Below are 24,023 nucleotides of genomic sequence, written 5' to 3'. Positions count from 1 at the left end.
TCACTTTCCCGCCGGCTGGCGGACACCGGCCCCGTGTGCGGTCTCCGGGAGGCATCCCCCGCTGGGGTTACCGTCCTTCGGGGGTGAGGTTCTGGATGGTGGTGAGTGGTGGGTCGAGCCGGCCGTCAGATGACCGTGCGGCTCTCTGTGTCCGCGGCTGTCGCCCGGACGTGCAGTGAAACGTCCGGAGGGCTCAGAGGCGGCCTGCGGCCTTGAGAGCGAGGTAGGCGTCAGCGAGTTCAGGGGCGAGACGAGACGGTGGGGCGTCGACGACCGTGACGCCGTGTCGGCGGAGACGATCGGCTGTTTCCTTGCGTTCTGCCTGGGCTCGGGAGGCGGCTGCCGCGTCGTAGACCGCGTCGAGACTGCCGCGGGCACGGGCCATCTCGTCGATGCGGGGGTCTGCCACCGCTGCGACGAGGACGGTGTGGCGTTGGGTGAGCAGCGAAAGAACGGGAAGCAGCCCCTCTTCGACCGGAGCGCGGTCAAGTCCAGTGAACAGGACGAGCAAAGACCTTTGTGGGGCCATGCGCAGTGCTGTGGAGGCGAGGCTGCGGAGGTCGGATTCGACGAGTGCGGATTCCAGCGGCGCCATGGCGTCGACCATGGCGGGCAGCACTTGGTGACCCGTACGTCCGGTGACTCTGGCTCGGGCTGCGCGGTCGTGGGCGAGGAGATCGACGCGGTCGCCGGCCCGGGAGGCCAGGGCGGCCAGGAGGAGGGCCGCGTCCATGGCGACGTCGAGACGGGGCACGTTGCCGAGGCGTCCGGCTGAGGTGCGTCCGGTGTCGAGGGCGAGCAGGATGCGCCGGTCCCGTTCGGGGCGCCAGGTGCGGACGGCGACGGATGTCTGCCGGGCGGTTGCTCGCCAGTCGATGGAGCGGGTGTCGTCGCCGGGTACGTAGTCGCGCAGGCTGTCGAACTCGGTGCCTTGGCCTCGGGTCAGCACACTGGTGCGGCCGTCGAGTTCGCGGAGGCGTGCCAGCTTTGCCGGCAGGTGCTTGCGGCTGGTGAAGGCGGGGAGAACCCGGATCGTCCAGGGCACCTGGTGGTGGCCTTGGCGGGCCGCGAGACCCAGCGGGCCGTAGGAGCGGACGGTGACGCGGTGTGCGGTGCGGTCTCCCCGGCGAGTGGGCTGGAGGGTGGTCGTGATGCGGCGGCGCTCGCCGGGCGGGATGCGGAGCCGGTGGTGTCCTGCCTCGGGCGGCGCGTCCGAAGGCCAGCAGCTCGGTGGCCAGGCGTCCCTGATACGTGCGCGAAGCGGGCGACGGCCGGGGTTGGAGACAACCAGTGATGCGACAGCCTGTTCGCCGAGTCGAACTGAAGTGTCACCGCTTCGGGTGAACAGGAGTCGATTCACTGGTGCTGCCCATACGAGGTCGGCGACGATGACGAGCAGGAGGGGGAGTTCGACAGCGAGCAGACCGGTCCAGCTGGGCAGCACCAGGCCCACGAAGAGTGCTCCGAGAGCGGCGATGAGCGCTGTTCGTCCGGTGAGGGCCATGGGGTGTTCAGCTCTCTCAGCGGGGGACCGGTACGTGGGAAAGGATCGAGTTGATCACGCTGTCCGCTGTGATGCCTTCCATCTCGGCCTCCGGGCGGAGTTGGACGCGGTGGCGAAGCGTGGGAGGGGCGAAGGCCTTTACGTCGTCCGGGGTGACGTAGTCCCGGCCGGTGAGCCATGCCCATGCGCGGGCGGTGGCGAGCAGAGCGGTGGCGCCTCGGGGTGAGACGCCGAGGGAGAGCGAGGGGGATTCGCGCGTGGCACGACAGATATCGACGATGTAGCCGGTGACTTCCGGGGCGACGGTGGTCTCGGCGACGGCGGCGCGGGCGGCCTGGATCTCGGCGGCGCCGGCGACGGGGCGTACCCCGGTGGCGTGCAGGTCGCGTGGGTCGAAGCCTTCAGCGTGACGTGTGAGGACATCGATCTCGGTGTCCCGCGAGGGCAGTGGCACGTTGAGCTTCAGCAGAAAGCGGTCCAGCTGTGCTTCGGGGAGCGGGTAGGTCCCTTCGTATTCGACCGGGTTCTGGGTGGCTGCGACCAGGAAGAACTCGGGCAGGGCGCGGGGCGTACCGTCCACCGACACCTGGTGTTCCTCCATGGCTTCGAGGAGGGCGGCCTGTGTCTTGGGAGGAGTGCGGTTGATCTCGTCGGCGAGGAGGAGGTTGGTGAAGACGGGGCCGGGCTGGAAGGAGAATTCGGCGGTGCGTGAGTCGTAGACGAGGGAGCCGGTGACGTCGCTCGGCATGAGGTCGGGAGTGAACTGGACCCGCTTGGTGTCGAGGTCGAGTGCGGTGGCCAGCGTTCGTACCAGCAGCGTCTTGGCGACTCCGGGCACTCCTTCCAGGAGGACGTGACCGCGGCACAGCAGTGCTACGACCATGCCGGTGACCGTGGCGTCCTGGCCCACGACGGCTTTGGAGATTTCCTGGCGGAGCGCCTCGAGGGCGCTGCGGGCGCTGTCTGCGGAGGGGGCGCTCACGAAGAGGTGTCCTTGTCTTTCGGAGGTGTGGCGGGAGAGGTGTCCGAGATCAGATGCCGTTCCAGGCGGTCGAGGTCGTCCGCGAGGCGGGCGAGTGCGGCATCGTCCTGTGGCGGTGGTCCGAAGAGCAGCGTGCGGATGGTGCGCTCGTCGAATGGGCCGCTGTCCGGCGCTGGGACAGGGTGGCGGGCTGTCCGGTCGGTCAGGGCCGGTACGAGCACTTCGGGGAGGTGAGCCTGAGCCGGCGGTAGCCCGGCTTGCGGGGCGAGTCTGGTGCGGCTCGCGGAGCGGAGCGCGTCGGCGGCGTGGCCTCGGGCGTTGGCGCGCCGGTAGAGGCGTGCGCGGCCTTCGGTGGTCTCGGAGGCGGGCACGCTGACGGGGAGCTTCTCGGGCACGAGTGGGCCCAGGCGGCGGGCTCGCCAGAGGGCGGCGAGTGCTGCGGCGACGCCGAGTTGGAGGGTGGCCCAGGTCCAGCCGCTGGGGAGGAGGTCGAGGAGGCCGCGTTGCTGGTCGCTCGGGGGCGCGGTGCCGGCGTCCGTGGGCAGGTACCAGAGGAGGCGGGGGTGTGTGCCGAGGAGTTGCAGGGTCAGGGAGGCGTTGCCGTGCTGGTCGAGGTGCTTGTTGTAGAGGGGTTCGGGGGTGCCCAGCAGGACGGTGTCGCCTGACGTTTCGGTGTCTTCGGAGAGGGCGTGGGGGACGCGGAGGAGGGTGGGTTTGCCGTCGCTGAGGTAGCAGGCGTCGGAGCCCTCGGTGTTCGTGGTGTAGCGGAAGCCGCCGAGGTCGCTGTCGCCGGCCCGCTGTGCGGCGGGGAGGGTGCAGTCCGGGGGTGTGCGCTGCACCGGTGTCGGTGCGGAGGTACGGACGCCGTGGATGAGGGCAGCCGTCGCGTCGGGGCCCGGGGAGAGGAGGACGGTTCGGCCGCTGTGGCCGGCGGCGTCGCGGACGGCTTTGCGCTGATGGTCGTCGAGGGAATTGGGAAACGGCACGAGGAGGGTGGTGCGGGGACCGGTCTCGGCGCGTACCTGGTCGGTGCTGGTGACGATGTTGGTGCTTACGCCCCGGTCGGCCAGCAGACGGGAGAGGGCCTTGCTGCCGTAAGGGGCGGCCGAGCGGGGATCGAGGGCGCCGGTGTGCTCGCCGGAGCGCAGGGCGGCGATGGTCACGCCGGCGACGGCCAGTACGGCGGCGGCCAGGAGGAGCCCTCGGGCACGCCGCCACAGCAGGCGGGCTGTGGGGGAGGTCGAGGTGGCGGCCGGGGTCGTCAAGCGGGGCCTCCACGCTGGGCCGGCGTGGGCGAGGCGGTGTCTGCGGCGGGGCGGGGTGTGGTGGAGAGGAGGTCGGTGTCGAGATCGCGCAGGCGGGTGTAGGCGGCCTGGTCGGCGGAGCGGTCGCCGTAGGTGATGTCGTCGAATGTGCGTGCCGCAGTGCGGAGTTGTGCGGCGTGGCCGGGGAGGGCGCGGCCTGCTTCGGTGGCTGCTTCGTCGGCGGTGCGGCCGGGGCGTGGGTCGAGCAGGGCGCGTTCCTCCAGGGAGCGGACGAGGGCGCGCATGCGTTCCTGGACGGCGGCGCTCCAGTGGCCCGCGGCGGCGTGCGCTTCGGCTGCTGCCCGGTGGTCGTCCGCGGTGCGGGGGCGGTCGGTGAACAGGTCGCCGGTGCTGGTGGACGGCTGGGGGCGGAGCTTTCCCAGGCGCAGGCGGAGTGCGATGAGAAGGAGGATGACGAGGACGGTGATGGCAAGGAGCCCGATCCAGCCGCCGGGGCTGGCGCCGGCTGCGGTGCTGAGCAGGTCGCCGATGCGGTCCCACAGCCAGTTGAGGGCGCGTTGGGCGAGGTTCGGGTCGTGTTGGTGGTATTCGGGCTTGGTCAGTTCGCGTTCGGCGTCTTCCCGGGCGGGCAGCCGGGGGGTGGTGACGGGCACGTCGTCGCCGTTCCGTGCCGTTGTGCGGCGGAGCACGGCGGCATGGAGTGTTGCGACGGTGGTCGGTCCCCCCGGCATGGCGTCAGCTTCCCGGGGCGGGCGGCTCGGGCGTGGGGTTGTCGTAGCCGGGGACGCCTGCGGCGCGGGCGAGTTCGAGGTCGAGGGCCTCGCGGCGGATGCGCTGGTCGAGGTAGAGCAGGGCGGTGATGCCGGCGTTGAGCGGGAGGGAGATGGTCGAGGCGATGACGGAACCGATGCCGTTGATGATGAGGGGGGTCCAGCCGGTGGCGGCTGCGGTGTCGGTGAGGGTGGATCCGCCGGTGAAGAGCGCCGAGATGACGGTGGTGGGCAGGGCGGCGACGAAGGAGATAGCGGAGATCAGGAGGAAGGCGAGGAGCTGGATCCCGAGGATGCGCCACCAGCTGCCGCTGACCAGTTTGCCCGAGCGACGCAGGGCGGCGAGGAGCCCTTGTTTCTCCAGCATCAGGGCCGGTGGCGCGAGGCAGAAGCGCACCCAGATCCAGGCTCCGGCGGCGAGTCCGCCAAGGAAGCCGAGGAAGAGCAGGGCGATGCCCAGGTTGGCTGAACCGCCGAAGGAGAGGAGGAGGCCGGGCAGCAGGCAGACCAGGAAGGCGACGGAGACGAGGAGCGGGATGACGATGAGCAGCCCGAGCAGACGCAGGAGCTGAGGGCGGGAGTCGCGCCAGGCTTCGCCGAGGGTGACGTTGCGGCCGAGGACGGCGCGGCTGACGACGACGGTCAGCATGGCAGTGGCGATGACGCTGCCGAGCATGCTGACGACGGCGACGACGCTCAGGCTACTGAACGCGCTGGTGAGGGCGCCGCTGACGTCGTCCATGCTGGGGTTGTCGGTCTCGGCCAGGGCGTCGAGTTCGCTGCTGGTGTCGCCCAGCCACAGCCCCATGACCAGGGCGGAGACGAGTTCGGTGATGACCGCGACGGCGAGGGAGATGCCCAGGACGGTGCGCCAGTGGGCGCGCATGGTGCTGACTGAGCCGTCGAGGATCTCGCCGACGCCGAGCGGGCGCAGGGGGACGACGCCGGGTTTGGGCGGCAGGGGCTGCCGTGCCCAGCCGTTGTGCCAGCCGCCCTGGTTCCAGCCGCCTTGATTCCAACCCCCCTGGTTCCAGCCTGGGCCGGGGGCCGCCGGGGGCTGCGGGGCGGGGTTCGCATCCTGGTGCCCGGGCCGGGCCGGGCCGTTGCGGGGGCTGCGGCCGGTGGTGGGGGCACCCCAGGCGGAGTCCTGCGGGGCGGCGGGCGGCTGTTGGGAGGACCAGTTGCGGGGGCGGTCGTCGCCGGACTGGTCGTCCCGGGGCCTTGGTACGGCGTCGGCAGTGGTGCGCTCCGTGTCGTCGCCCTTGGCGTCCTCCCCCTGTGCGGTGGTGTCCGCGGGTCGGTCGGGCCCGGATTCGGGCGAGGAGGATCCGGGCGAGGCCCAGCCCGGGGAGTCGTTCACGTGAGGTCACCTCGTGTGGATAGTCCCGTGCCTGGTTGGCTGCCCATCGTGCCACGGGGCGGCACCGTCATGACCAGGCGGTAGCGGCCCTTGCCCTTCAAGTGGCCTGCGATCAGCAGGCAGACTGGGCGGATGGCTGAAGAGTGTGTGCCCGTGATCCGTTACGAGGAGCTGTCCGAGGGCCCGGTCGTGGTGCTCCTCGACCAGAGGCGGCTGCCCCACGAGGAGGCCGAGCTGGTGTGTGCGGACGTGCCGGCTCTGGTGGAGGCCATCCAGTCGCTGGCGGTGCGGGGTGCGCCGCTGCTGGGGATCGCCGGCGCGTACGGCGTCGCGCTGGCGGCGGCGCGTGGCCTCGATGTGGCGGAAGCGGCGGATCAGTTGGCGCACGCGCGGCCGACGGCGGTGAATCTGGCGTACGGGGCGCGCAGGGCGGAGGCCGCGCATGCGGCTGCCGTGCGGTCGGGGGCCGGTGCGCCGGAGGCTGCGGCCCGGGCGTTGGCGGAGGCCCGTGCGCTGCACCGGGAGGACGCCGAGGCCAGCGACCGGATGGCCGGGCACGGCCGTGCGCTGCTGGCGGATCTGGTGCCGGGTGACGGGCTGCGGCTGATGACGCACTGCAACACCGGAAGGCTGGTGTCGGGTGGTGAGGGTACGGCGCTGGCGGTCGTCAAGGCGGTGCACCGGGCCGGTGGTCTGCGGCGGTTGTGGGTGGGGGAGACCCGTCCGCTCTTGCAGGGTGCGCGGCTGACGGCGTACGAGGCGGCCAAGGCGGGCATGGCCTACAGCGTGCTGACGGACAACGCGGCCGGGTCGCTGTTCGCAGCCGGTGAGGTGGACGCGGTGCTGGTGGGTGCGGACCGGATCGCCGCTGACGGCTCGGTCGCGAACAAGGTGGGGACGTATCCGCTGGCGGTGCTCGCGGCGCACCACAAGGTGCCTTTCGTGGTGGTGGCTCCGGTGACGACGATCGATCCGGAGACGGCCACCGGCGCGGAGATCGAGGTGGAGCAGCGGGCGGCGCACGAGGTGGCCCGGGGGCCGTGGGCCGAGGGTCGGCCGGCTGGTGCTGAGGGGGAGGCGGTCTCGCTGGTTCCGGCTGGGGCGGCGGCCTACAATCCCGCGTTCGATGTGACGCCTGCCGCCCTGGTCACGGCGCTGGTTACGGAAGAGGGAGTGGCGTCACCGGTGACGGCGGACGGGGTGGCCGATTTGTGTTCCGCGTCACGTGGGAAGGCGTCGCGATCGGCTAATGGGATGATGAGGTCATGAAGGGACGCGTCCTTGTCGTCGATGACGACACCGCACTGGCGGAGATGCTCGGCATTGTGCTGCGCGGAGAAGGTTTCGAGCCGTCGTTCGTCGCGGACGGTGACAAGGCGCTTGCCGCCTTCCGTGAGACGAAGCCGGACCTGGTGCTGCTCGATCTGATGCTGCCCGGCCGGGACGGTATCGAGGTGTGCCGGCTGATCCGGGCTGAGTCCGGGGTGCCGGTGGTCATGCTCACCGCCAAGAGCGACACGGTCGATGTGGTGGTGGGCCTGGAGTCGGGCGCGGACGACTACATCGTCAAGCCGTTCAAGCCGAAGGAGCTGGTGGCGCGGATCCGGGCGCGGCTGCGCAGGTCCGAGGAGCCGGCTCCGGAGCAGTTGGCGATCGGTGATCTGGTCATCGATGTGGCCGGGCATTCGGTGAAGCGGGACGGCCAGTCCATAGCCCTGACCCCTCTCGAGTTCGATCTCCTGGTGGCGCTGGCGCGCAAGCCGTGGCAGGTGTTCACGCGGGAGGTGCTGCTGGAGCAGGTGTGGGGGTACCGGCACGCGGCGGACACGCGGCTGGTGAACGTGCATGTGCAGCGGTTGCGTTCCAAGGTCGAGAAGGACCCGGAGCGGCCGGAGATCGTGGTGACCGTGCGCGGCGTGGGTTACAAGGCCGGGCCCAGCTGAGATGACGCGGCACTCCTCGGCTCCGCACCGCACCGGTGGGGGACGGGGTGCGGGACGCGAGTCCGATATATCCAAATTCGGGCGTTTGTGGCGAAGCGGTGTTCTGTTTTCGGACGGGCTGCTCCCCGAGGGCGCGACCGGCCCTGGCGCGCGCCCCATGGTGCGCTTCTTCGTCCGGTGGGTGCGTCGGCCGCTGCTGCCGGTGATGCGGCTGTGGCGGCGCAATATCCAGCTCAGGGTGGTCGTGGCGACGCTGCTGCTCTCCCTCGGAGTGGTGCTGCTGCTGGGGCTCGTCGTCATCGGGCAGGTCCGCAACGGTCTGCTGGAGGCCAAGGAGAAGACGGCGCAGAGCCAGGCGTCGGGCGGTTTCGCCGCGGCCGAGCAGATGGCCGACAGCGCGGTCAGCGGACCGCAGGGCACGGGGACGCAGGACGGGGTGCGGGGCACGCGTATCCCGCAGAATTCGGGCACCTGGCTCAACAATCTGGTGGAGCAGCTGGCCAGCGGCGGCCAGGGCGTCTACTCGGTCGTGGCGCTGGGGTCGGACAGCGACGAGTCGCCGTTCCTGGGCACCAGCACCACGACGACCCGGGGGCCGCGGTCCTCCGGTGACATCCGTCCGGAGGAGAGCGTCCCGGCGGACCTGCGCAAGGCGCTGGACGAGGAGCCGGGGCCGCACCGCCGCTATGCGCGCGTCTACCACCAGAGCGGCGGGAGCGACCCGGCGCTGATCGTCGGCAAGCGCCTCAACGACGCGCGTGGCAATCCGTACCAGCTCTACTACGTCTTCCCCTTCACCCAGGAGGAGGACTCGCTCAGCCTGGTCAAGGGCACGCTGGCCACCGCGGGGGTGTTCGTGGTGGTCCTGCTGGGTGCCATCGCCTGGCTGGTGGTGCGGCAGGTGGTGACCCCCGTACGGATGGCCGCCGGGATCTCCGAGCGGCTGGCCGCCGGCCGGCTCCAGGAGCGGATGAAGGTCACCGGTGAGGACGACATCGCACGGCTGGGCGAATCGTTCAACAAGATGGCGCAGAACCTCCAGGTGAAGATCCAGCAGCTGGAGGAGCTGTCCCGGATGCAGCGGCGGTTCGTCTCCGACGTCTCGCACGAGCTGCGTACGCCGTTGACGACGGTGCGGATGGCCGCGGACGTCATCCACGAGGCGCGTGAGGACTTCGATCCGGCCACGGCGCGGTCGGCCGAGCTGCTGCTCGGACAGCTGGACCGGTTCGAGTCGCTGCTGGCCGACCTGCTGGAGATCAGCCGGTTCGACGCGGGCGCTGCCAATCTGGAGGCGAGTGCGGTGGACCTGCGCGATGTCGTCCACCGTGTCGTGGAGGGCTGCGAGCCGCTGGCCGACCGCAAGGGCAGCCGCATCGTGGTGCGCGGTGACGAGGAGCCGGTCATCGCGGAGGTGGACGGCCGCAGGATCGAGCGGGTGCTGCGCAACCTGGTCGACAACGCCGTCGAGCACGGTGAGGGCCGGGACGTGGTGGTGCGCCTGGCGGCCGGGAACGGCGCGGTGGCAGTGGCCGTACGCGACTACGGCGTCGGCCTCAAGGAGGGGGAGGCGGAGCGCGTCTTCAACCGCTTCTGGCGGGCCGACCCGGCGCGGGCCCGTACCACCGGGGGCACCGGGCTCGGGCTGTCGATCGCGCTGGAGGACGCCCGGCTGCACGGCGGCTGGCTGCGCGCCTGGGGCGAGCCGGGGCACGGTTCGCAGTTCCTGCTGGTCGTTCCGTGCACCGCAGGGGAGCCGCTGCGCGGGTCGCCGTTGCGGCTCGAACCGGAGGACTCGCCCCGCAGACGTGGAGCCGCGGTGGCCGCCGCGGCGCCGGCCCTGCCCGTGGGGGCGGGTGGCGCAAACGGGACCGAGAGCCGGGTTGCCGAAGGGGGAGTACGGACAGGAGGGGAGCGCGGATGACGGGCTCGCGCCGCTCGATGCGCGGAGACCGCGCTGTGCGCGCCGCGCACCGCCTGCGGGTGCCGGTGGTGCTCGCGGCGTGTGCCGCGCTGCTGGCCGGCTGCGCGTCCATGCCGGACGACGGGAGCGTGGACCAGGTCACCTCCTCGCGCCGGGCCGAGGCGGACTCCCAGGTGCGGGTCTACAGCGTCAGCCCGCAGAAGGGCGAGACGCCGACGCAGATCGTCCGGGGTTTCCTGGAGGCGACCACCAGCGACGAGGCGACCTTTCCCACCGCCCGTGAGTACCTGACCCGCAAGATGGCCCGCCTGTGGGATCCGTTCCAGTCGACGACGGTGCTCTCCGACGGGCCGAGCGTGCGCAAGGCTCCGCCGCGCCGGGTGGCCGATGTCGAGGGCTACTCGGTGGAGGTCTCCGGGCGGCGGATGGCCGAGGTCGACAGCAAGCACGCCTATTCGCCGTCGAAGGGCGAGTACAGCGAGGTCTTCCACCTGACGAAGGTGCGGGGCGAGTGGCGGATCGACCAGATGCCGGACGGTCTGGTGCTCGGCGAGTCGGACTTCCAGCGCATCTACCGTCCCGTGAACACCTACTACTACGCGAAGCTGGGCCCGGACGCGGACTCGATCACGGACGGTCAGAACGTGCTCGTCGCCGATCCCGTCTACCTTCGGCGGCGTATCGACCCGGTCACCGAGACGGTCTCGGCGCTGCTTCAGGGGCCGTCGGGATGGCTGGATCCCGTCGTCACCTCGTCGTTCCCGCACGGTACGCGGCTGGCGCCCAGGCAGCGGCTGTCGCTGGACGACTCGGGTGTGCTGCGGGTGAAGCTGAACGCGCGGGGTGCAAGGGCGAAGCCCCGGCAGTGCGTGCTGATGGCCGCGCAGATCCTCTACGCCGTACAGGACCAGGCGTCGGCGAAAGTCAGCAAGGTCGAGCTGGCCGGGCCCCGCAACCGCGAGATGTGCACCCAGACCCGTGAGCAGGCCACCCCCTACCAGCCCGGCCGCCTCAACGGCAGCGCCAAGCGCGCCTACTTCATCGACGAGCAGCACCGGGTCGCGGCCTTCCAGCGCAAGGACGAGGACCCACAGCCCGTCGGGGGTCCGCTGGGCGGTGGCCAGGTGGAGATGGGGGCCGTCGCCGTCAACCGGATCGAGAGCGAGGGCGCGGCGGTCTCCCGCGGCCGGCGCGCGCTGTACGTGACGTCCCTGGACGGCGGTACGAGCACGGCGCTCGGCGCCCCCGTGCTCACCAGCAGGGCCAAGAACGAGAACGACCGGCTCACCGCGCCCAGCTGGGACGGGCTCGGAGACCTGTGGGTGGCCGACCGCGACCCCGCCGCCCCGCGGCTGCTGCGGCTGCGCGGCGGCAAGGACAAGCCGGACGAGGTACGCGTCCCCGACCTGGGCAAGGGCGAGCGCATCGAATCGCTGCGGATCGCCTCCGACGGGGTGCGGATCGCCCTGCGGGTACGGGACGCGCACGGACGTGTCTCGCTCCAGCTCGGCCGTGTGGTGCGGGCCGGCACCGTCAAGAAGCCCAAGGTGACCGTCGAGCAGCTGCGACCGGTCGCCCCGCAGCTCGAACATGTGGCGGCGGCCTCCTGGGCCGGCGGCAGCCGGCTCGTGGTGGTGGGGCGCGAGTCGGGGAGCGTGCAGCAGTTGCAGTACATGGAGACCGACGGCTCGGTCTCCGACCAGCCGACGCTGCCCGGGATCAACGACGTGACGGGCGTCGCCGCGTCCGAGGACGAGAGCAAACCGCTGCTCGCCGACTCCGAGGACGGCATCGTGCGACTGCCCCCCGACGCCAACTGGAAAATGCTGACCGAAACCGGCTCCGCCCCCGCTTACCCGGGCTGACCAGGCCATTTTCTTGGCTTTCTTGGCGGCCTGCTGCGTGTTCCCCCGCTCGGCCGAGGTCGCGCGGGCCGGGCGGCGGTAGTTATCCACAGGGCTGGTGCCCGCGGCCCGGCGCTGCCACAGTTGAGGCCATGCGGGAGTCATGGCAGAGCCTCCCGCGGGAAATCGCAGGTCTGGTGCTGCCCGAGGGGTGCGCCGGGTGCGGTCGTCCGCGTGTGCGGGACCGCTTGTGCGAAGAGTGCAGCAGCGTGCTGAAAGGCGCGGTGCCGCGACGGGTGTGGCCCGCGCGCGTGCCGTCCGGACTGCCTCGGGTGTACGGAGCGCTCACGTACACCGGCGGGGTGCGGGCCGCGCTGCTAGCTCACAAGGAGCGCGGCGCCCTCGGGCTGGCCGCGCCACTGGGGGCGGCGCTCGCCTGCGCCGTCCGGATGGCCGCGAACGCACCGCAGGCCCCCGCGCACCCCTCACCTCACACCCGCCTGCCCACCGCCTCCGCCAGGTGCGGGCCGCCCTCCCGGGACGGCGGCCCGCATCCACGGCGCCGGGTGCCCGTCACACTCGTGCCGGTGCCCTCCTCGCGCCGGGCGGTCGCGGGGCGGGGGCACGACCCGGTGCGGGGCCTGGCACAGGAGGCCGCCCGCATGCTCAGGAGGGAGGGCATGGCCGTACGGGTGCTGCCGGTGCTGCGCCAGCGGCGGAGCGTCGTCGACCAGTCCGGTCTCACCGCGACGCAGCGGACCGCGAATGTTGCGGGAGCCCTGGAGGCGGCGCCAGCCGGGAGACGGCTGCTGGGTGCGGGACGCGTCGTGCTGGTGGACGATGTGATGACGACGGGTGCGTCGCTCACGGAGGCGGCGCGGGCCTTGGGAGGAGTGGCATCCGCCGCGGTGCTCGCGGTGCGTACGGACGGCTGAGAGACGGGCGGGAAAGTTGCCCGGGGAAACCGTCCCAGAGGCGTGGGAACTACCAGATTGACATCATCGTTGCAGGTGATACGAGGGGCGACTCGCCTGATCGGAGGTACGTGCCAGTAGGGGGTGCCGAGCATCCCCCGGTGGAGGTACGTTCGGATTGGGTGGCGATCTTCCCTCAGGGGGAGAAGGAGGTGAAACCCGCAAGCCGACCTCTAGCCGGAGAGCCATCGGCAAGAGGCCCGAGCCTCCGGCGTCAGTGCACCAAGGACGATCCGCACCGAGACAGGCGGACCGTCCGGGAACGGAGTTCTGCGTGGACATCGTCGTCAAGGGCCGCAAGACAGAGGTGCCCGACCGGTTCCGCAAGCACGTGGCCGAGAAGCTGGAGAAGGTCAAGAAGCTCGACGGCAAGGTCATCAACCTTGAAGTCGAGGTGTGCAAGGAGCACAACCCCCGGCAGGCCGACCGTTCCGACAGGGTGGAAATCACTCTGCGTACGCGAGGACCGGTCATCCGTGCGGAAGCAGCCGCTTCCGACCCGTATGCGGCGCTGGACCTGGCCACCACCAAGCTGGAGGCCCGGATGCGCAAGCAGGCCGACAAGCGCCGCGTCCACCGGGGCGGCAGGCGCACACCGGTGAGTGTGGCCGCGGCAACCGCCCACCTCGCGTCGGAACTCAACGGAGAACTCGAGGCGGCTGCCGGAGCGGTGGCCGCTCCCCCGAAGACCGACGACCTCCCGCCGGTCACCGCGGCAGGACCGCTGGAAGTCCAGGGCGAGGGGCCGCTCGTCGTCCGGGAGAAGACCCACCGGGCGGCACCCATGACGCTCGACCAGGCCTTGTACGAAATGGAGTTGGTCGGCCACGACTTCTACTTGTTCGTCGACTCCGAGACCAAGCAGCCCAGTGTCGTCTACCGGCGGCACGGCTACGACTACGGCGTGATCCATCTGGAGCCGGACCCGTTCGTCGAGGAGCCCCCGCCCGGTGCGGGCGGAGCGCTCAGCGGCTGACGGATCGGCGGTACGGCCCGGTACCGCCCGAGCCACCGGCTTGATGTTTCGCGCCCCCGGCCGGGTCTGGGCACCCGGCCGGGGGCGTCGGCGTGAGTAACATCAAGACCCACGCCAACCGCCTTTGTCCGTAGCGGGGTTGGTGGAGACAGGGTGCAGGGGGAGGAACGATGGTGGACAGCTTCGGGCCCGTGATGCCCATGCCCGACGCACACCCGGGCCCGGTGGCCGAGGAGGAACCGCCCGCCCGGGGGCCCCGGGCGGAGCCGATCAGGGTGCTGGTGGTGGACGACCACGCGCTGTTCCGCCGGGGGCTGGAGATCGTCCTGGCGCAGGAGGAGGACATCCAGGTCGTCGGAGAGGCCGGGGACGGGGCCGAGGCGGTCGACAAGGCGGCCGATCTGCTGCCGGACATCGTGCTGATGGATGTGCGCATGCCCAGGCGGGGGGGCATCGAGGCGTGCACCGCCATCAAGGAGGTGGCCCCCAGCGCGAAGATCATCATGCTGACGATCAGCGATGAGGAGGCCGACCTCTACGACGCGATCAAGGCGGGAGCCACCGGATACCTGCTCAAGGAGATCTCCACCGACGAGGTGTCCACGGCGATCCGCGCGGTGGCAGACGGCCAGTCGCAGATCAGCCCCTCCATGGCGGCGAAGCTGCTCACCGAGTTCAAGTCGATGATCCAGCGCACCGACGAGAGCAAGCTGGTGCCCGCTCCCAAGCTCACCGACCGGGAGCTGGAGGTCCTCAAACTGGTGGCGACCGGCATGAACAACCGGGACATCGCCAAGGAGCTGTTCATCAGCGAGAACACCGTCAAGAACCATGTGCGGAACATCCTGGAGAAGCTCCAGCTGCACTCCCGCATGGAGGCGGTCGTCTACGCGATGCGGGAGAAGATCCTGGAGATCCGCTGAGGGCAGGCGGCCGGCGCCCCCGGTCCGCTCAGCCCCGCCCCGTGTCCCTGCGGTCCTTCGGTCAGACCCCCAGCTCGCGGAGTTCCGCATCGAGGGGGCCGCGCAGGTCCTCGGGGGCGCAGCGCTCCACCCGTACCGAGTCGCAGCCCACCCATGCGGCGGCTTCCCGCAGTGCGCGGGCCATCGGCTCCACGGCCCTGGCACCGTCCATGGACAGCTGGCGAGCCACCAGTGTCGAGCCCTCGCGGGCCGGATCCACCCGGCCGCACAGCCGGCCGCCGGCCAGCAGCGGCATCGCGAAGTACCCGTGCACCCGCTTCGGCTTGGGCACGTAGGCCTCCAGCCGGTGGGTGAAGCCGAAGATCCGTCCGGTGCGGGGCCGGTCCCATACGAGGGAGTCGAAGGGGGAGAGCAGCGTGGTGCGGTGCCGACCGCGCGGGGTGCTCTCCAACGCCGCGGGGTCGGCCCAAGCGCGCCGTGGCCAGCCCTGCACCTCGACGGGGACCAGACCGGTGTCCGTGATCACGGCGTCCACCTGCTCGCCCTTGAGGCGGTGATAGTCGGCCAGGTCGGCGCGGGTCGCCACCCCCAGGGCGGTGCCCGCCTGGGCGACCAGGCGGCGCAGGCACTCCTCGTCGGACAGGTCGTCGTGGAAGAGGGTGGCGGGGACGGCGCGCTCGGCCAGGTCGTAGATCCGTTTCCAGCCGCGCCGCTCGGTGACCACCACCTCGCCGATGTCCAGTAGCCACTCCACCGCGATCTTGCTCTCGGACCAGTCCCACCACTCGCCGCCGTTGCGGCCACCGCCCAGTCCGGCCGTCGTCAGCGGGCCCTCGGTACGGAGCCGGTCACGGACGGCGGCGCAGGAGCCCTCCCGGTCCTTCATCCGGTGCCAGCGGTGCCCCCGCTCACGGAAGGCGCGGCGGCGGAAGGCGAAGTGCGGCCACTCCTCGATGGGCAGTACGCAGGCGGCGTGCGACCAGTACTCGAAACTGTGCGCACCCGTCCAGTACGCCGCTTCCACGGCCTGCCGGCCCACCGCGCCCAGCCGTGCGTAGGGCACCAGCTCGTGGGAGCGGGCCAGCACGGAGATGGTGTCGAGCTGTACGGCCCCCAGGTGCCGCAGCACCCCGTGCACCCCCGCCCGCCGGTCCGGGGCGCCCAGCAGCCCCTGGGCCCGCAGTGCGATCCGGCGTGCCTCGTCGGCGGAGAGGGAGATCACAGGTGCGGGCGCGGCGGCCGGGGCGGGCGCGGGGCCGACGGGGGAGCCGCTGGGGGAAGGCAGGCCAGTCGTCATGCGGCCCACCATAAGTGCGGCCACCGACAGCCGATTTCCGTCCGCCCGGCGGCTGTCAGACGGTGGGAGAGGGCAGGTACGGCGTCTCCAGCCGGCGCCCCCAGTCGGAGGGCAGCAGGGCGGCGACCCGGGCGTCGCGGCGTGTGCCCCTGTGCACGATCCGTGCCCGCTGGATGCCCTCCTCCACGAAGCCGATCCGCAGTGCCACGGCGCGTGACCCGGCGTTCTCGACCTGGGCGACCCACTCCAGCCGCTCCACGCCCAGCGAGGTGAACGCCCAGTCGGCGACCGCCCGGCCGGCCTCGGCCGTGTAGCCCTTGCGGCGCCGGCCGCGGGCCGTCCAGAAGCCCAGTTCCGCCTGGCGCTCGGCGGTGCGCAGGTGGGCGAGGCGGGTCAGCCCCATGGAGCCCACCAGTTCGCCTCCGTGTGTGAAGACGCCGAAGTTGTACGCGGTGTCGTCGCGCCAGCCGGCCGGGCTGGTGACGTGCACGAACTCCTCGGCGTCCTGGAGGGTGTACGGTTCCGGGACGGGCACGAAGCGCTGGATGTCCGGGTCGTCGCACGCGGCGGCGACCGCGGCCACGTCCTGTGCCGCGAACGGTCGCAGCAGCAGCCGGTCGGTGCGCAGTGTGATGGGTTCCATAGTCGGATTGTGCCGTCCGGCGCCGCGGCACCTTCTGGCGCTCCGGCACGTTGGGGGTACAGGGGCAGTCGTCCCTCGCATACGATGGCCGGTGCGGTACAGGCCCTCGGCAAGGAGAGGACCTCGCGGATCCGCACCGAACATCCGCACTGACCGTGCAGACCGTGCCAGGCCCGACCGGCAAGGAGCCACCCTAAGTGTCCGTCTTCGGCAAGCTCATGCGCGCAGGTGAAGGGAAGATCCTGCGCAAGCTGGACCGCATCGCGCGGCAGGTGAATTCCATCGAAGAGGACTTCGTCGACCTGTCGGACGCCGAGCTGCGCGCGCTCACGGACGAGTACAAGGAGCGGTACGCCGACGGCGAGAGCCTGGACGACCTGATGCCGGAGGCGTTCGCGACCGTCCGCGAGGCGGCCAAACGCGTACTGGGCGAGCGACACTACGACGTGCAGCTGATGGGTGGCGCTGCGCTGCACCTCGGGTATGTCGCCGAGATGAAGACCGGTGAGGGCAAGACGCTGGTCGGTACGCTCCCGGCCTATCTGAACGCCCTGTCGGGCGACGGTGTGCACATCGTCACGGTCAACGACTATCTGGCGCAGCGCGACTCCGAGTGGATGGGCCGGGTGCACCGCTTCCTCGGGCTGACCGTCGGCTGCATTGTCGCCAACATGACGCCCGCGCAGCGCCGCGAGCAGTACGCCTGCGACATCACCTACGGCACGAACAACGAGTTCGGATTCGACTACCTGCGCGACAACATGGCGTGGTCGAAGGACGAACTGGTGCAGCGGGGCCACAACTTCGCCATCGTCGACGAGGTCGACTCCATCCTCATCGACGAGGCCCGTACGCCGCTGATCATCTCCGGCCCCGCCGACCAGGCCACGAAGTGGTACAGCGACTTCGCGAAGCTCGTCAAGCGCCTGGAGAAGGGCGAGCCCGGCGACCCGCGTACGCAGAAGCCCGAGACGGGTGACTACGAGGTCGACGAGAAGAAGCGCACCGTGGGCATCCACGAGTCCGGCGTCAGCAAGGTCGAGGACTGGCTGGGCATCGACAACCTCTACGAGTCGGTCAACACCCCCCTCGTCGGCTACCTCAACAACGCGATCAAGGCCAAAGAGCTCTACAAGAAGGACAAGGACTACGTCGTCATGGACGGCGAAGTCATGATCGTCGACGAGCACACGGGCCGCATCCTCGCCGGCCGCCGCTACAACGAGGGCATGCACCAGGCCATCGAGGCCAAGGAAGGCGTGGAGATCAAGGACGAGAACCAGACGCTCGCCACGATCACCCTCCAGAACTTCTTCCGCCTGTACAACAAGCTCTCCGGCATGACCGGTACGGCCATGACCGAGGCCGCCGAGTTCCACCAGATCTACAAGCTCGGCGTCGTGCCCATCCCCACGCACCGCCCCGTGGCCCGCAAGGACCAGGCCGACCTGATCTACCGCACCGAGGTCGCCAAGTTCGACGCGGTCGTCGACGACATCTGCGAGAAGCACGAGACGGGCCAGCCGATCCTCGTGGGCACCACCTCGGTCGAGAAGTCCGAGTACCTGTCCAAGCAGCTCACCAAGCGCGGCGTGCCCCACCAGGTGCTCAACGCCAAGAACCACGAGCGCGAGGCGCTGATCGTGGCCGAGGCGGGCCGCAAGGGAGCCGTCACCGTCGCGACGAACATGGCCGGCCGCGGTACCGACATCAAGCTCGGCGGCAATGCCGAGGGCATGGCGGAGAACGAGCTGCGCGAGCGCGGCCTCGACCCGAACGAGCACCCGGAGGAGTGGGCCGCCGCGCTGCCGGCCGCGCTGGAGAAGGCCGAGAAGGCCGTCAAGGCGGCCGTCGACGAGGTCAAGGAACTCGGCGGCCTGTACGTGCTGGGCACCGAGCGGCACGAGTCGCGCCGTATCGACAACCAGCTGCGCGGCCGTTCCGGCCGTCAGGGCGACCCGGGCGAGTCGCGCTTCTACCTGTCGCTGGGCGACGACCTGATGCGGCTCTTCAAGGCCCAGATGGTCGAGCGTGTGATGTCCATGGCCAACGTGCCGGACGACGTGCCCATCGAGAACAAGATGGTCACCCGCGCGATCGCCTCCGCCCAGTCGCAGGTCGAGCAGCAGAACTTCGAGATCCGCAAGAACGTCCTCAAGTACGACGAGGTGCTCAACCGGCAGCGCGAGGTCATCTACGGCGAGCGCCGCCGCGTCCTGGAGGGCGAGGACCTGCACGAGCAGGTGCGGCACTTCATGGACGACACCATCGAGGCGTACGTCCAGGCCGAGACCGTCGAGGGCTTCGCCGAGGAGTGGGACCTCGACCGGCTGTGGAGCGCGTTCAAGCAGCTCTACCCGGTGCAGGTCACCGTCGAGGAGCTGGAGGAGGCCGCAGGCGACCGCGAGGGCATCACCGCCGACTTCATCATCGAGTCCATCAAGGACGACATCCACGAGCAGTACGACAAGCGTGAGAAGGAGCTCGGCTCCGAGATCATGCGTGAGCTGGAGCGGCGCGTCGTCCTCTCGGTGCTCGACCGCAAGTGGCGCGAGCACCTCTACGAGATGGACTACCTCCAGGAAGGCATCGGCCTGCGTGCCATGGCCCAGAAGGACCCGCTGGTCGAGTACCAGCGGGAGGGCTACGACATGTTCCAGGCCATGATGGACGGCATCAAGGAGGAGTCCGTCGGCTATCTGTTCAACCTGGAGGTGCAGGTCGAGCAGCAGGTCGAGGAGGTCCCCGTCGAGGACGCCGTGCCCGCGCCGTCCCTGGAGAAGGACGGCGAGCCGCGCGACGCCGTGCCGGCCGGGGCGGGCGCCGGGCCGGCCCCCGCGATCCGTGCCAAGGGCCTGGAACAGCCGCAGCGGCCCGACCGGCTGCACTTCTCCGCGCCCACCGCGGAGGGCGGTGTCGTCGAGGGCGACCTCGACGCCGGCGCCGGTACGGACGGCACCGAGACCGGTCCCATCCGTTCGCAGGCCGACGGGATGACGCGGGCGGAGCGCCGCAAGGCACAGAAGGGGCGCAAGAAGCGCAAGTGACGCCCTCGGCGGGGTACGTCCGACGTTCCCCGCCGAGCCGGCCGTCCGCGAGGGGCCGGGCACCACTTCGGTGCCCGGCCCCTCGGCTGTCGGCGTCCGGTGGGGCAGGCGCGCTGAGGCCGGGCCTTTGTCCGTTGCTGGGGCTGTGGAGGCGGTTGCGGTTGCGGGTGCGGTTGTGGGTGTGGGCGTGGGCGCGGGTGTAGCTGGGCCTGGGCTGTGCCTGCGTCGGAGGTGTGACCTGGGGCTGTAGCTGGGCCGCCTGTAGCTGGGCTGCGGCTCTGCTGTGCCCGTGCCCGTGCCCGTGCTTGTGGCTGTGGCTGCCGTCTCTCCGGCCTCCCCGGGGCAGGGAGGCCGGGAGGGGCCCTGGGGAGGCTGCGAGGGCTGCGCACCCCGGCTCCGGCCTCTCGTGGGGTCGTGCAGCGCCTCGCAGCCCCCGTTCAGGCCCCCGGTGCCGGCCTGGGTCGGTTGTCTCCGGACGGGCCGGCACCGGGGGCCGGGTTCACCGGTCGGTGTCCAACTCGACGGCTGTGCAGATCCAGCGGTTGTTCCGGCGCTCCAGACGGAACGCCATGGCGCGCTGGCGGGAACCGGTCGCGATGCGGGCGAACGCCTCGATGACGCCGGGACACGGTTTGGTGCCGCGTGCTTCGAGCACGGCAGGTGTGGTGCGGTCGGTGCCGCAGGGGCGGAACGGTGCGGTGGGGGCGAGCGCGGTGAGACGGTCGAAGGCCGGGCCGGCGATGTACCCCACAAGAGTGTGCACGGAACACTGTCCGCTGAGGACGAGCAGCATGCGGCGGGCGAACCAGTACGGGGGCTGATGGTCGCGGGCCCGATGTGCGGCAGCCCGCAGTGCGGAATCGGCGGGGCGGCGGCTGTCCCGCCGGCCCGGCGGCCGGGAGGGCGCCGCACGCGGCACCCTCCGGCGCGACCCGCGTGCGGACGCCGGCCGGGCGGCGGGTACGCCCGGAGCGGGCGTCGCGCGCGGGCCCTCGGCGGCTGCCGTGGGCGAGGCCGTGGACGGTTGGCGGGTGGTCAGGGGATCGGTGCCGAAGGTGTCCTCCGGGGCGGTACGCGGGCCGGGTACGGATGCCGCACCGGGTGTCGCCTCGCGGGTGCGGGCGGGCGGTGGTGCGGAAACGGTGCCGGCGCTCTTGTGGGCGGGCGATGGCGAACGGCCGGGAAGCTCAGCGTGGGCCGGCTGCTGCGGGACCGAGTCGGCCGTGGGGCCAGGTGTGTCTGTCGGGCCTGCGGGCCCGGTGGGGTCGGGTGTGTCTGTCGGGCCTGCGGGCCCGGTGGGGTCGGGTGTGTTGGACGGGCGTGCGGGCCCAGTGGGGCTGGGTGTGTTGGACGGGCGTGCGGGCCCGGTGGGGCTGGGTGTGTGGGGCGGGTGTGCGGGCCCGGTGGGGTCGGGTGTGTTGGACGGGCGTGCGGGCCCGGTACGGCTGGGTGTGTTGGACGGGTATGCGGGCCTGGTGAAGTTGGGCGTGTTGGTTGGGCCCGTGTGTCCGGTGGGGTCGGGTGTGTGGGGCGGGTGTGCGGGCCCGGTAGGGCTGGGTGTGTGGGGCGGGCGTGCGGGCCCGGTACGGCCGGGTGTGTTGGACGGGCGTGCGGGCCCAGTGGGGTTGGGTGCGGCGGACAGGTCTGCGGGGCCGGTGTGAGGTGTGCACCTGGTGTGGTCTGGGTGCCCGTTGGGGTCCGCTTGAAGGGCTGCGGCTCCTGTGGGGCGCTCACCAGTGCGCACGGGTCCGGAACAGGGCGCGGATGTGGCGCCTGTGTGCGTGGGTGCGGGCGCGGGTTCGGGTGTGGTCATGGGTCCCCCCGTGGACATGGACGTGTACGCGAACGCGGGTGCGCTGCCGGTCGGGCTCCGACGGATTGATCCGTACCGAGCGGTAACCGGCTTGCGGCAACGGTTCTAGCGGCGGCATGACCTGCGCGGCAACGATGCCCGGACAGCGTGCGGGGCCCGGCGAAGTTCACCTGTCAGGATGGTGCGATGAACCGATGTTGCCGCCGCGCCGTTTCTACCTGCGGGTTTGTACGCGTGCTCGACCGGGCGGGCGGCGCGGGGCGGCCGTATGCTGACGGGCGGAACGGTCCCGGCGATACACGAAAGCGGCAGCCATGCGTGTCTATGTCCCTCTGACCCTGCCCGCACTGAGCCAGGCCCACGGCGCGGGTGAACTGGGACCGGCTCCCTTCGAGGCCTACGCGGTCACCGAAGGGCTGCGGACGTGGTGGGACTCCGAGGACGGCGAGGAACTGGAGTACGCGGCGCTGGGGCAGGCCGCCGCGGCCTCGCTCTGGCGGCTGGCCGAGGACTACGAGGCGACCCGGCGTCGCGTGGTGGTCGTCGCGGAGGCGCCGGACGCCACGGTGCAGTCGGCGGACGGTGACGCGGAGGACCCCGTGGGCCGGGTACGGGTGACCGCCCCGGTGCCGCTGACGAAGGCCGCGGCCGTCCATCTGGACGCGGAGGACGCTGTCGAGGACGTGACGGCGGCGATCGGGGCGCTCACGGCCGCCGCGCAGGGGGACGAGAAGGCGCAGGCCGTCGTGGACGGCGCCGGCGACCACGAACTGCTGTGGTTCGCCACCCAGGAGATTCCGGCCCTGATCGGCTGACCCGGGGCGTCGCCGCCCGACCCGGCACGGTCGTCGGCCGCCCCCTCCCGGAGGACCACCACGGGCCGGACCGCCGCGGCGGAGGAGCGCGCTGCCGCGCTGTCGGTGCCCTTCCGTACCGTCGACGCATGGCCCTGGGCATCGGCGGCATGGCCCTGGGCAGGGGGCGGGGGAAGGGGCAGGGGATGCCGGGTGCGGACGGGAAGCGGGGCGGCAGCAGGCGGGCCCGGTGTGTGCTCCCCGGCACGTCGGACGCCCCGGCCGCTGGTCCGCCGGAGAGTGGCCGGCCTGACCGCCCGGCGTAGGTCCTGCGGCCGGTGTGGAACGTGCCCCGCAAACGGACTATGGGGGAAGGACCACTCGCGTAGCTGTGCAACGGCAGGAGGCCGCTGGTGAAGGCTGGTGCCGAATCCGTACTCGGTCCGGTCTCCACGGCGGCGGCGCTGTTCGGCACCTGGGACGTGGGTGGGCCGGAGCGCCGGCATGCCTCGCACAGGCGATCGCCGGTGCCTGGCGGCGCAGGCCCTGGCCGGGCATCGGCCTGCGTGCGTACCGTTCTGGCCGCCGACGACGGCACCACGATGCTGCACTTCTCCGAGGTGGACGACTTGGAGGATGTTCCGCCACAGGACCTGACGTGGAAACAGGAAGTGGACGCCGCCGTTCCCGGGATCGAGCGAGTCGGCGTTGCCTCGGGCGTCCTGCGGTGCGGTACGCCCGTCCACGGACCGGCGGCTGAGGCAGCATGCGTGGTGCTGGCCAGCCGGAGGTTCGACAGCCCGGACGCTGCGCGGGCGGACCGACTGTGGATGCGGTGTCCGGGAGCGGCGCCGGGGTGCCGCCGGCTGACGGACTGCTTTCGGCCCACTTCTCCGTGAGCGCCGACGGATCCCAAGTGTTCGACTGTGCGCTGTGGGCCTCCGCCGACGCTCACCGCCGAGCCGTCGAGAACCGGTCGGCCGGGCTGGAGACCAACGCTCGGTGGCGACAGGCGCCTCCCTGGCCGGGGCTGGTCGGCACGGACTCCCAACGGTTTCGGCCACTGCTGCGTCTCACCCCGTCCCACCGGTGGCAACCGGACGCGAATTCCCCCACGGTCCCGCAGGGCAGAAACCGGTACCGGACTGTCAGCCCCTGCACGTACGGTCCAGCACATGGCTCAGGTGACCGGGGACGGACTGTCCGTACACATCGTGTGGGATTGGAATGGGACTCTGCTCTGCGACATCGGGGCGGTCGTCGAAGCGACCAACGCGGCCTTCGACGAGCTGGGGCTCCCGACGATAACGCTGGAGAGATACCGGGAGCTGTACTGCGTGCCGGTGCCGCGCTTCTACGAACGGCTGCTCGGACGTGCCCCGACCGCCGAGGAGTGGGCGGTCATGGACGAGACCTTCCACCGGCATTACTGGCGGGCTGCCGAGGGTGTGCCGCTGGAGGAGGGCGCAGCCGAGATGCTGGCCGCCCGGCAGGCCGCGGGGCACACGCAGTCGCTGTGCTCGCTGGCGCCGCACGACCGGCTGTTGCCCCTGCTGCGGACACATGGCATCGCTGAGCGCTTCGTCCGCGTCGACGGGGCCACCGGGCCGACCGGGGGCGGTCGCGGCGGCAAGGCAGGGCAGATGGAGCGGCACTTGAGGGAGCTGGCTGCCGCGCACGCCGTGTCGCCGGGCCGGACGGTGGTCATCGGGGACGCGGTGGACGATGCTGTGGCCGCCGCGCATGTGGGGGCGCGGGCGGTGCTGTTCACCGGCGGGTCGCACAGCCGGGCCAGCCTGGAAGAGGCCGGGGTGCCCGTGGTGGACAGCCTCGCCGAGGCCGTCGAAGTGGCGGAGCGGATAGCCCGGCCGTAGACGGCGGCCTCAGTGCTTGCGGAGCGCGCGCCTTGCCCGTTGGCGTGAGGCCCGTTGCCACATCGGGTGAAGGGCGGGTCTGCTTCGCCT

At 71.4% G+C, this 24,023-nt stretch carries 18 protein-coding genes; 10 read left to right on the top strand and 8 right to left on the bottom strand.

The annotated features are described in order from the left end of the window. Nucleotides 1-193: 193 nt before the first annotated feature. The 5 genes from IO40_RS0120930 to IO40_RS0120910 are packed head-to-tail and all read right to left on the bottom strand — an operon-like array spanning nucleotide 194 to nucleotide 5,881. Nucleotides 194-1,504 carry a DUF58 domain-containing protein gene (locus tag IO40_RS0120930; RefSeq protein ID WP_031175912.1) on the bottom strand — a complete coding sequence of 437 codons (1,311 nt, stop codon included), beginning with the start codon at nucleotides 1,502-1,504 and terminating at the stop codon, nucleotides 194-196. A gap of 16 nt (nucleotides 1,505-1,520) precedes the next feature. After that, nucleotides 1,521-2,486 carry an AAA family ATPase gene (locus IO40_RS0120925; protein WP_031175911.1) on the bottom strand — a complete coding sequence of 322 codons (966 nt, stop codon included), beginning with the start codon at nucleotides 2,484-2,486 and terminating at the stop codon, nucleotides 1,521-1,523. After that, a complete protein-coding gene (locus IO40_RS0120920; RefSeq protein WP_016469307.1) occupies nucleotides 2,483-3,751 on the bottom strand; it encodes a DUF4350 domain-containing protein in 1,269 nt (422 codons plus the stop codon). Before IO40_RS0120920 ends, IO40_RS0120925 begins: the two co-directional genes overlap by 4 nt. Continuing rightward, a complete protein-coding gene (locus tag IO40_RS0120915; protein WP_016469306.1) occupies nucleotides 3,748-4,482 on the bottom strand; it encodes a DUF4129 domain-containing protein in 735 nt (244 codons plus the stop codon). The genes IO40_RS0120920 and IO40_RS0120915 overlap by 4 nt, the downstream gene beginning before the upstream one ends. Before the next feature lie 4 nt (nucleotides 4,483-4,486). Beyond that, nucleotides 4,487-5,881, bottom strand: coding sequence for a DUF7544 domain-containing protein (locus IO40_RS0120910; protein ID WP_016469305.1), 1,395 nt, complete (start codon nucleotides 5,879-5,881; stop codon nucleotides 4,487-4,489). Nucleotides 5,882-6,013: 132 nt separating this feature from the next. On the opposite strand from IO40_RS0120910, the gene mtnA reads away from it, so the two are divergent. From mtnA to IO40_RS0120875, 7 genes are all read left to right on the top strand, one after another. Further along, the gene (mtnA, locus tag IO40_RS0120905) at nucleotides 6,014-7,150 is read left to right on the top strand and encodes an S-methyl-5-thioribose-1-phosphate isomerase (RefSeq protein WP_016469304.1); all 1,137 of its coding nucleotides are present in this window, start codon (nucleotides 6,014-6,016) and stop codon (nucleotides 7,148-7,150) included. Continuing rightward, nucleotides 7,147-7,824 carry a two-component system response regulator MtrA gene (gene mtrA / locus IO40_RS0120900; RefSeq protein WP_016469303.1) on the top strand — a complete coding sequence of 226 codons (678 nt, stop codon included), beginning with the start codon at nucleotides 7,147-7,149 and terminating at the stop codon, nucleotides 7,822-7,824. Before mtnA ends, mtrA begins: the two co-directional genes overlap by 4 nt. Nucleotide 7,825: 1 nt before the next feature. Beyond that, nucleotides 7,826-9,748 (top strand): MtrAB system histidine kinase MtrB, encoded by a 1,923-nt coding sequence (mtrB, locus tag IO40_RS0120895; protein WP_078565675.1) that lies wholly within the window; start codon nucleotides 7,826-7,828, stop codon nucleotides 9,746-9,748. Then, nucleotides 9,745-11,613, top strand: coding sequence for an LpqB family beta-propeller domain-containing protein (locus tag IO40_RS0120890; RefSeq protein ID WP_031175909.1), 1,869 nt, complete (start codon nucleotides 9,745-9,747; stop codon nucleotides 11,611-11,613). Before mtrB ends, IO40_RS0120890 begins: the two co-directional genes overlap by 4 nt. Nucleotides 11,614-11,924: 311 nt before the next feature. Beyond that, nucleotides 11,925-12,527, top strand: coding sequence for a ComF family protein (locus IO40_RS0120885; protein WP_309505364.1), 603 nt, complete (start codon nucleotides 11,925-11,927; stop codon nucleotides 12,525-12,527). Between the two features lie 313 nt (nucleotides 12,528-12,840). Further along, complete coding sequence (gene hpf, locus IO40_RS0120880) at nucleotides 12,841-13,542, top strand: ribosome hibernation-promoting factor, HPF/YfiA family (RefSeq protein ID WP_016469299.1); 702 nt, start codon at nucleotides 12,841-12,843, stop codon at nucleotides 13,540-13,542. A 170-nt stretch (nucleotides 13,543-13,712) separates the two neighbouring features. Next, on the top strand, nucleotides 13,713-14,465 hold the full coding sequence (locus tag IO40_RS0120875) for a response regulator (RefSeq protein WP_016469298.1): 753 nt from the start codon (nucleotides 13,713-13,715) through the stop codon (nucleotides 14,463-14,465). A gap of 61 nt (nucleotides 14,466-14,526) precedes the next feature. On the opposite strand, the gene IO40_RS0120870 is transcribed toward IO40_RS0120875, so the two are convergent. Together IO40_RS0120870 and IO40_RS0120865 are read right to left on the bottom strand one after the other, a co-directional pair. Then, on the bottom strand, nucleotides 14,527-15,762 hold the full coding sequence (locus IO40_RS0120870) for a winged helix-turn-helix domain-containing protein (protein WP_418952593.1): 1,236 nt from the start codon (nucleotides 15,760-15,762) through the stop codon (nucleotides 14,527-14,529). Between the two features lie 55 nt (nucleotides 15,763-15,817). Then, nucleotides 15,818-16,405 (bottom strand): GNAT family N-acetyltransferase, encoded by a 588-nt coding sequence (locus tag IO40_RS0120865; protein ID WP_016469296.1) that lies wholly within the window; start codon nucleotides 16,403-16,405, stop codon nucleotides 15,818-15,820. 197 nt (nucleotides 16,406-16,602) lie between these two features. On the opposite strand from IO40_RS0120865, the gene secA reads away from it, so the two are divergent. Next, nucleotides 16,603-19,452 (top strand): preprotein translocase subunit SecA, encoded by a 2,850-nt coding sequence (secA, locus tag IO40_RS0120860; protein ID WP_030409237.1) that lies wholly within the window; start codon nucleotides 16,603-16,605, stop codon nucleotides 19,450-19,452. A 499-nt stretch (nucleotides 19,453-19,951) separates the two neighbouring features. Here the strand turns inward: secA and IO40_RS38900 are convergent, their stop codons facing one another. Then, nucleotides 19,952-20,245 (bottom strand): Rv3235 family protein, encoded by a 294-nt coding sequence (locus IO40_RS38900; RefSeq protein ID WP_016469294.1) that lies wholly within the window; start codon nucleotides 20,243-20,245, stop codon nucleotides 19,952-19,954. A gap of 1,334 nt (nucleotides 20,246-21,579) precedes the next feature. On the opposite strand from IO40_RS38900, the gene IO40_RS0120850 reads away from it, so the two are divergent. Further along, nucleotides 21,580-22,080 (top strand): DUF6912 family protein, encoded by a 501-nt coding sequence (locus tag IO40_RS0120850; protein WP_016469293.1) that lies wholly within the window; start codon nucleotides 21,580-21,582, stop codon nucleotides 22,078-22,080. Between the two features lie 1,154 nt (nucleotides 22,081-23,234). After that, nucleotides 23,235-23,933 (top strand): HAD family hydrolase, encoded by a 699-nt coding sequence (locus IO40_RS0120845; RefSeq protein ID WP_016469292.1) that lies wholly within the window; start codon nucleotides 23,235-23,237, stop codon nucleotides 23,931-23,933. The last annotated feature ends 90 nt before the right edge of the window (nucleotides 23,934-24,023 follow it).

It is taken from the genome of Streptomyces albus subsp. albus (assembly GCF_000725885.1).
GTDB lineage: Bacteria > Actinomycetota > Actinomycetes > Streptomycetales > Streptomycetaceae > Streptomyces > Streptomyces albus.
Note: the sequence above shows the minus strand (reverse complement) of the source record. Positions and strands in the feature narration are given on the sequence as shown.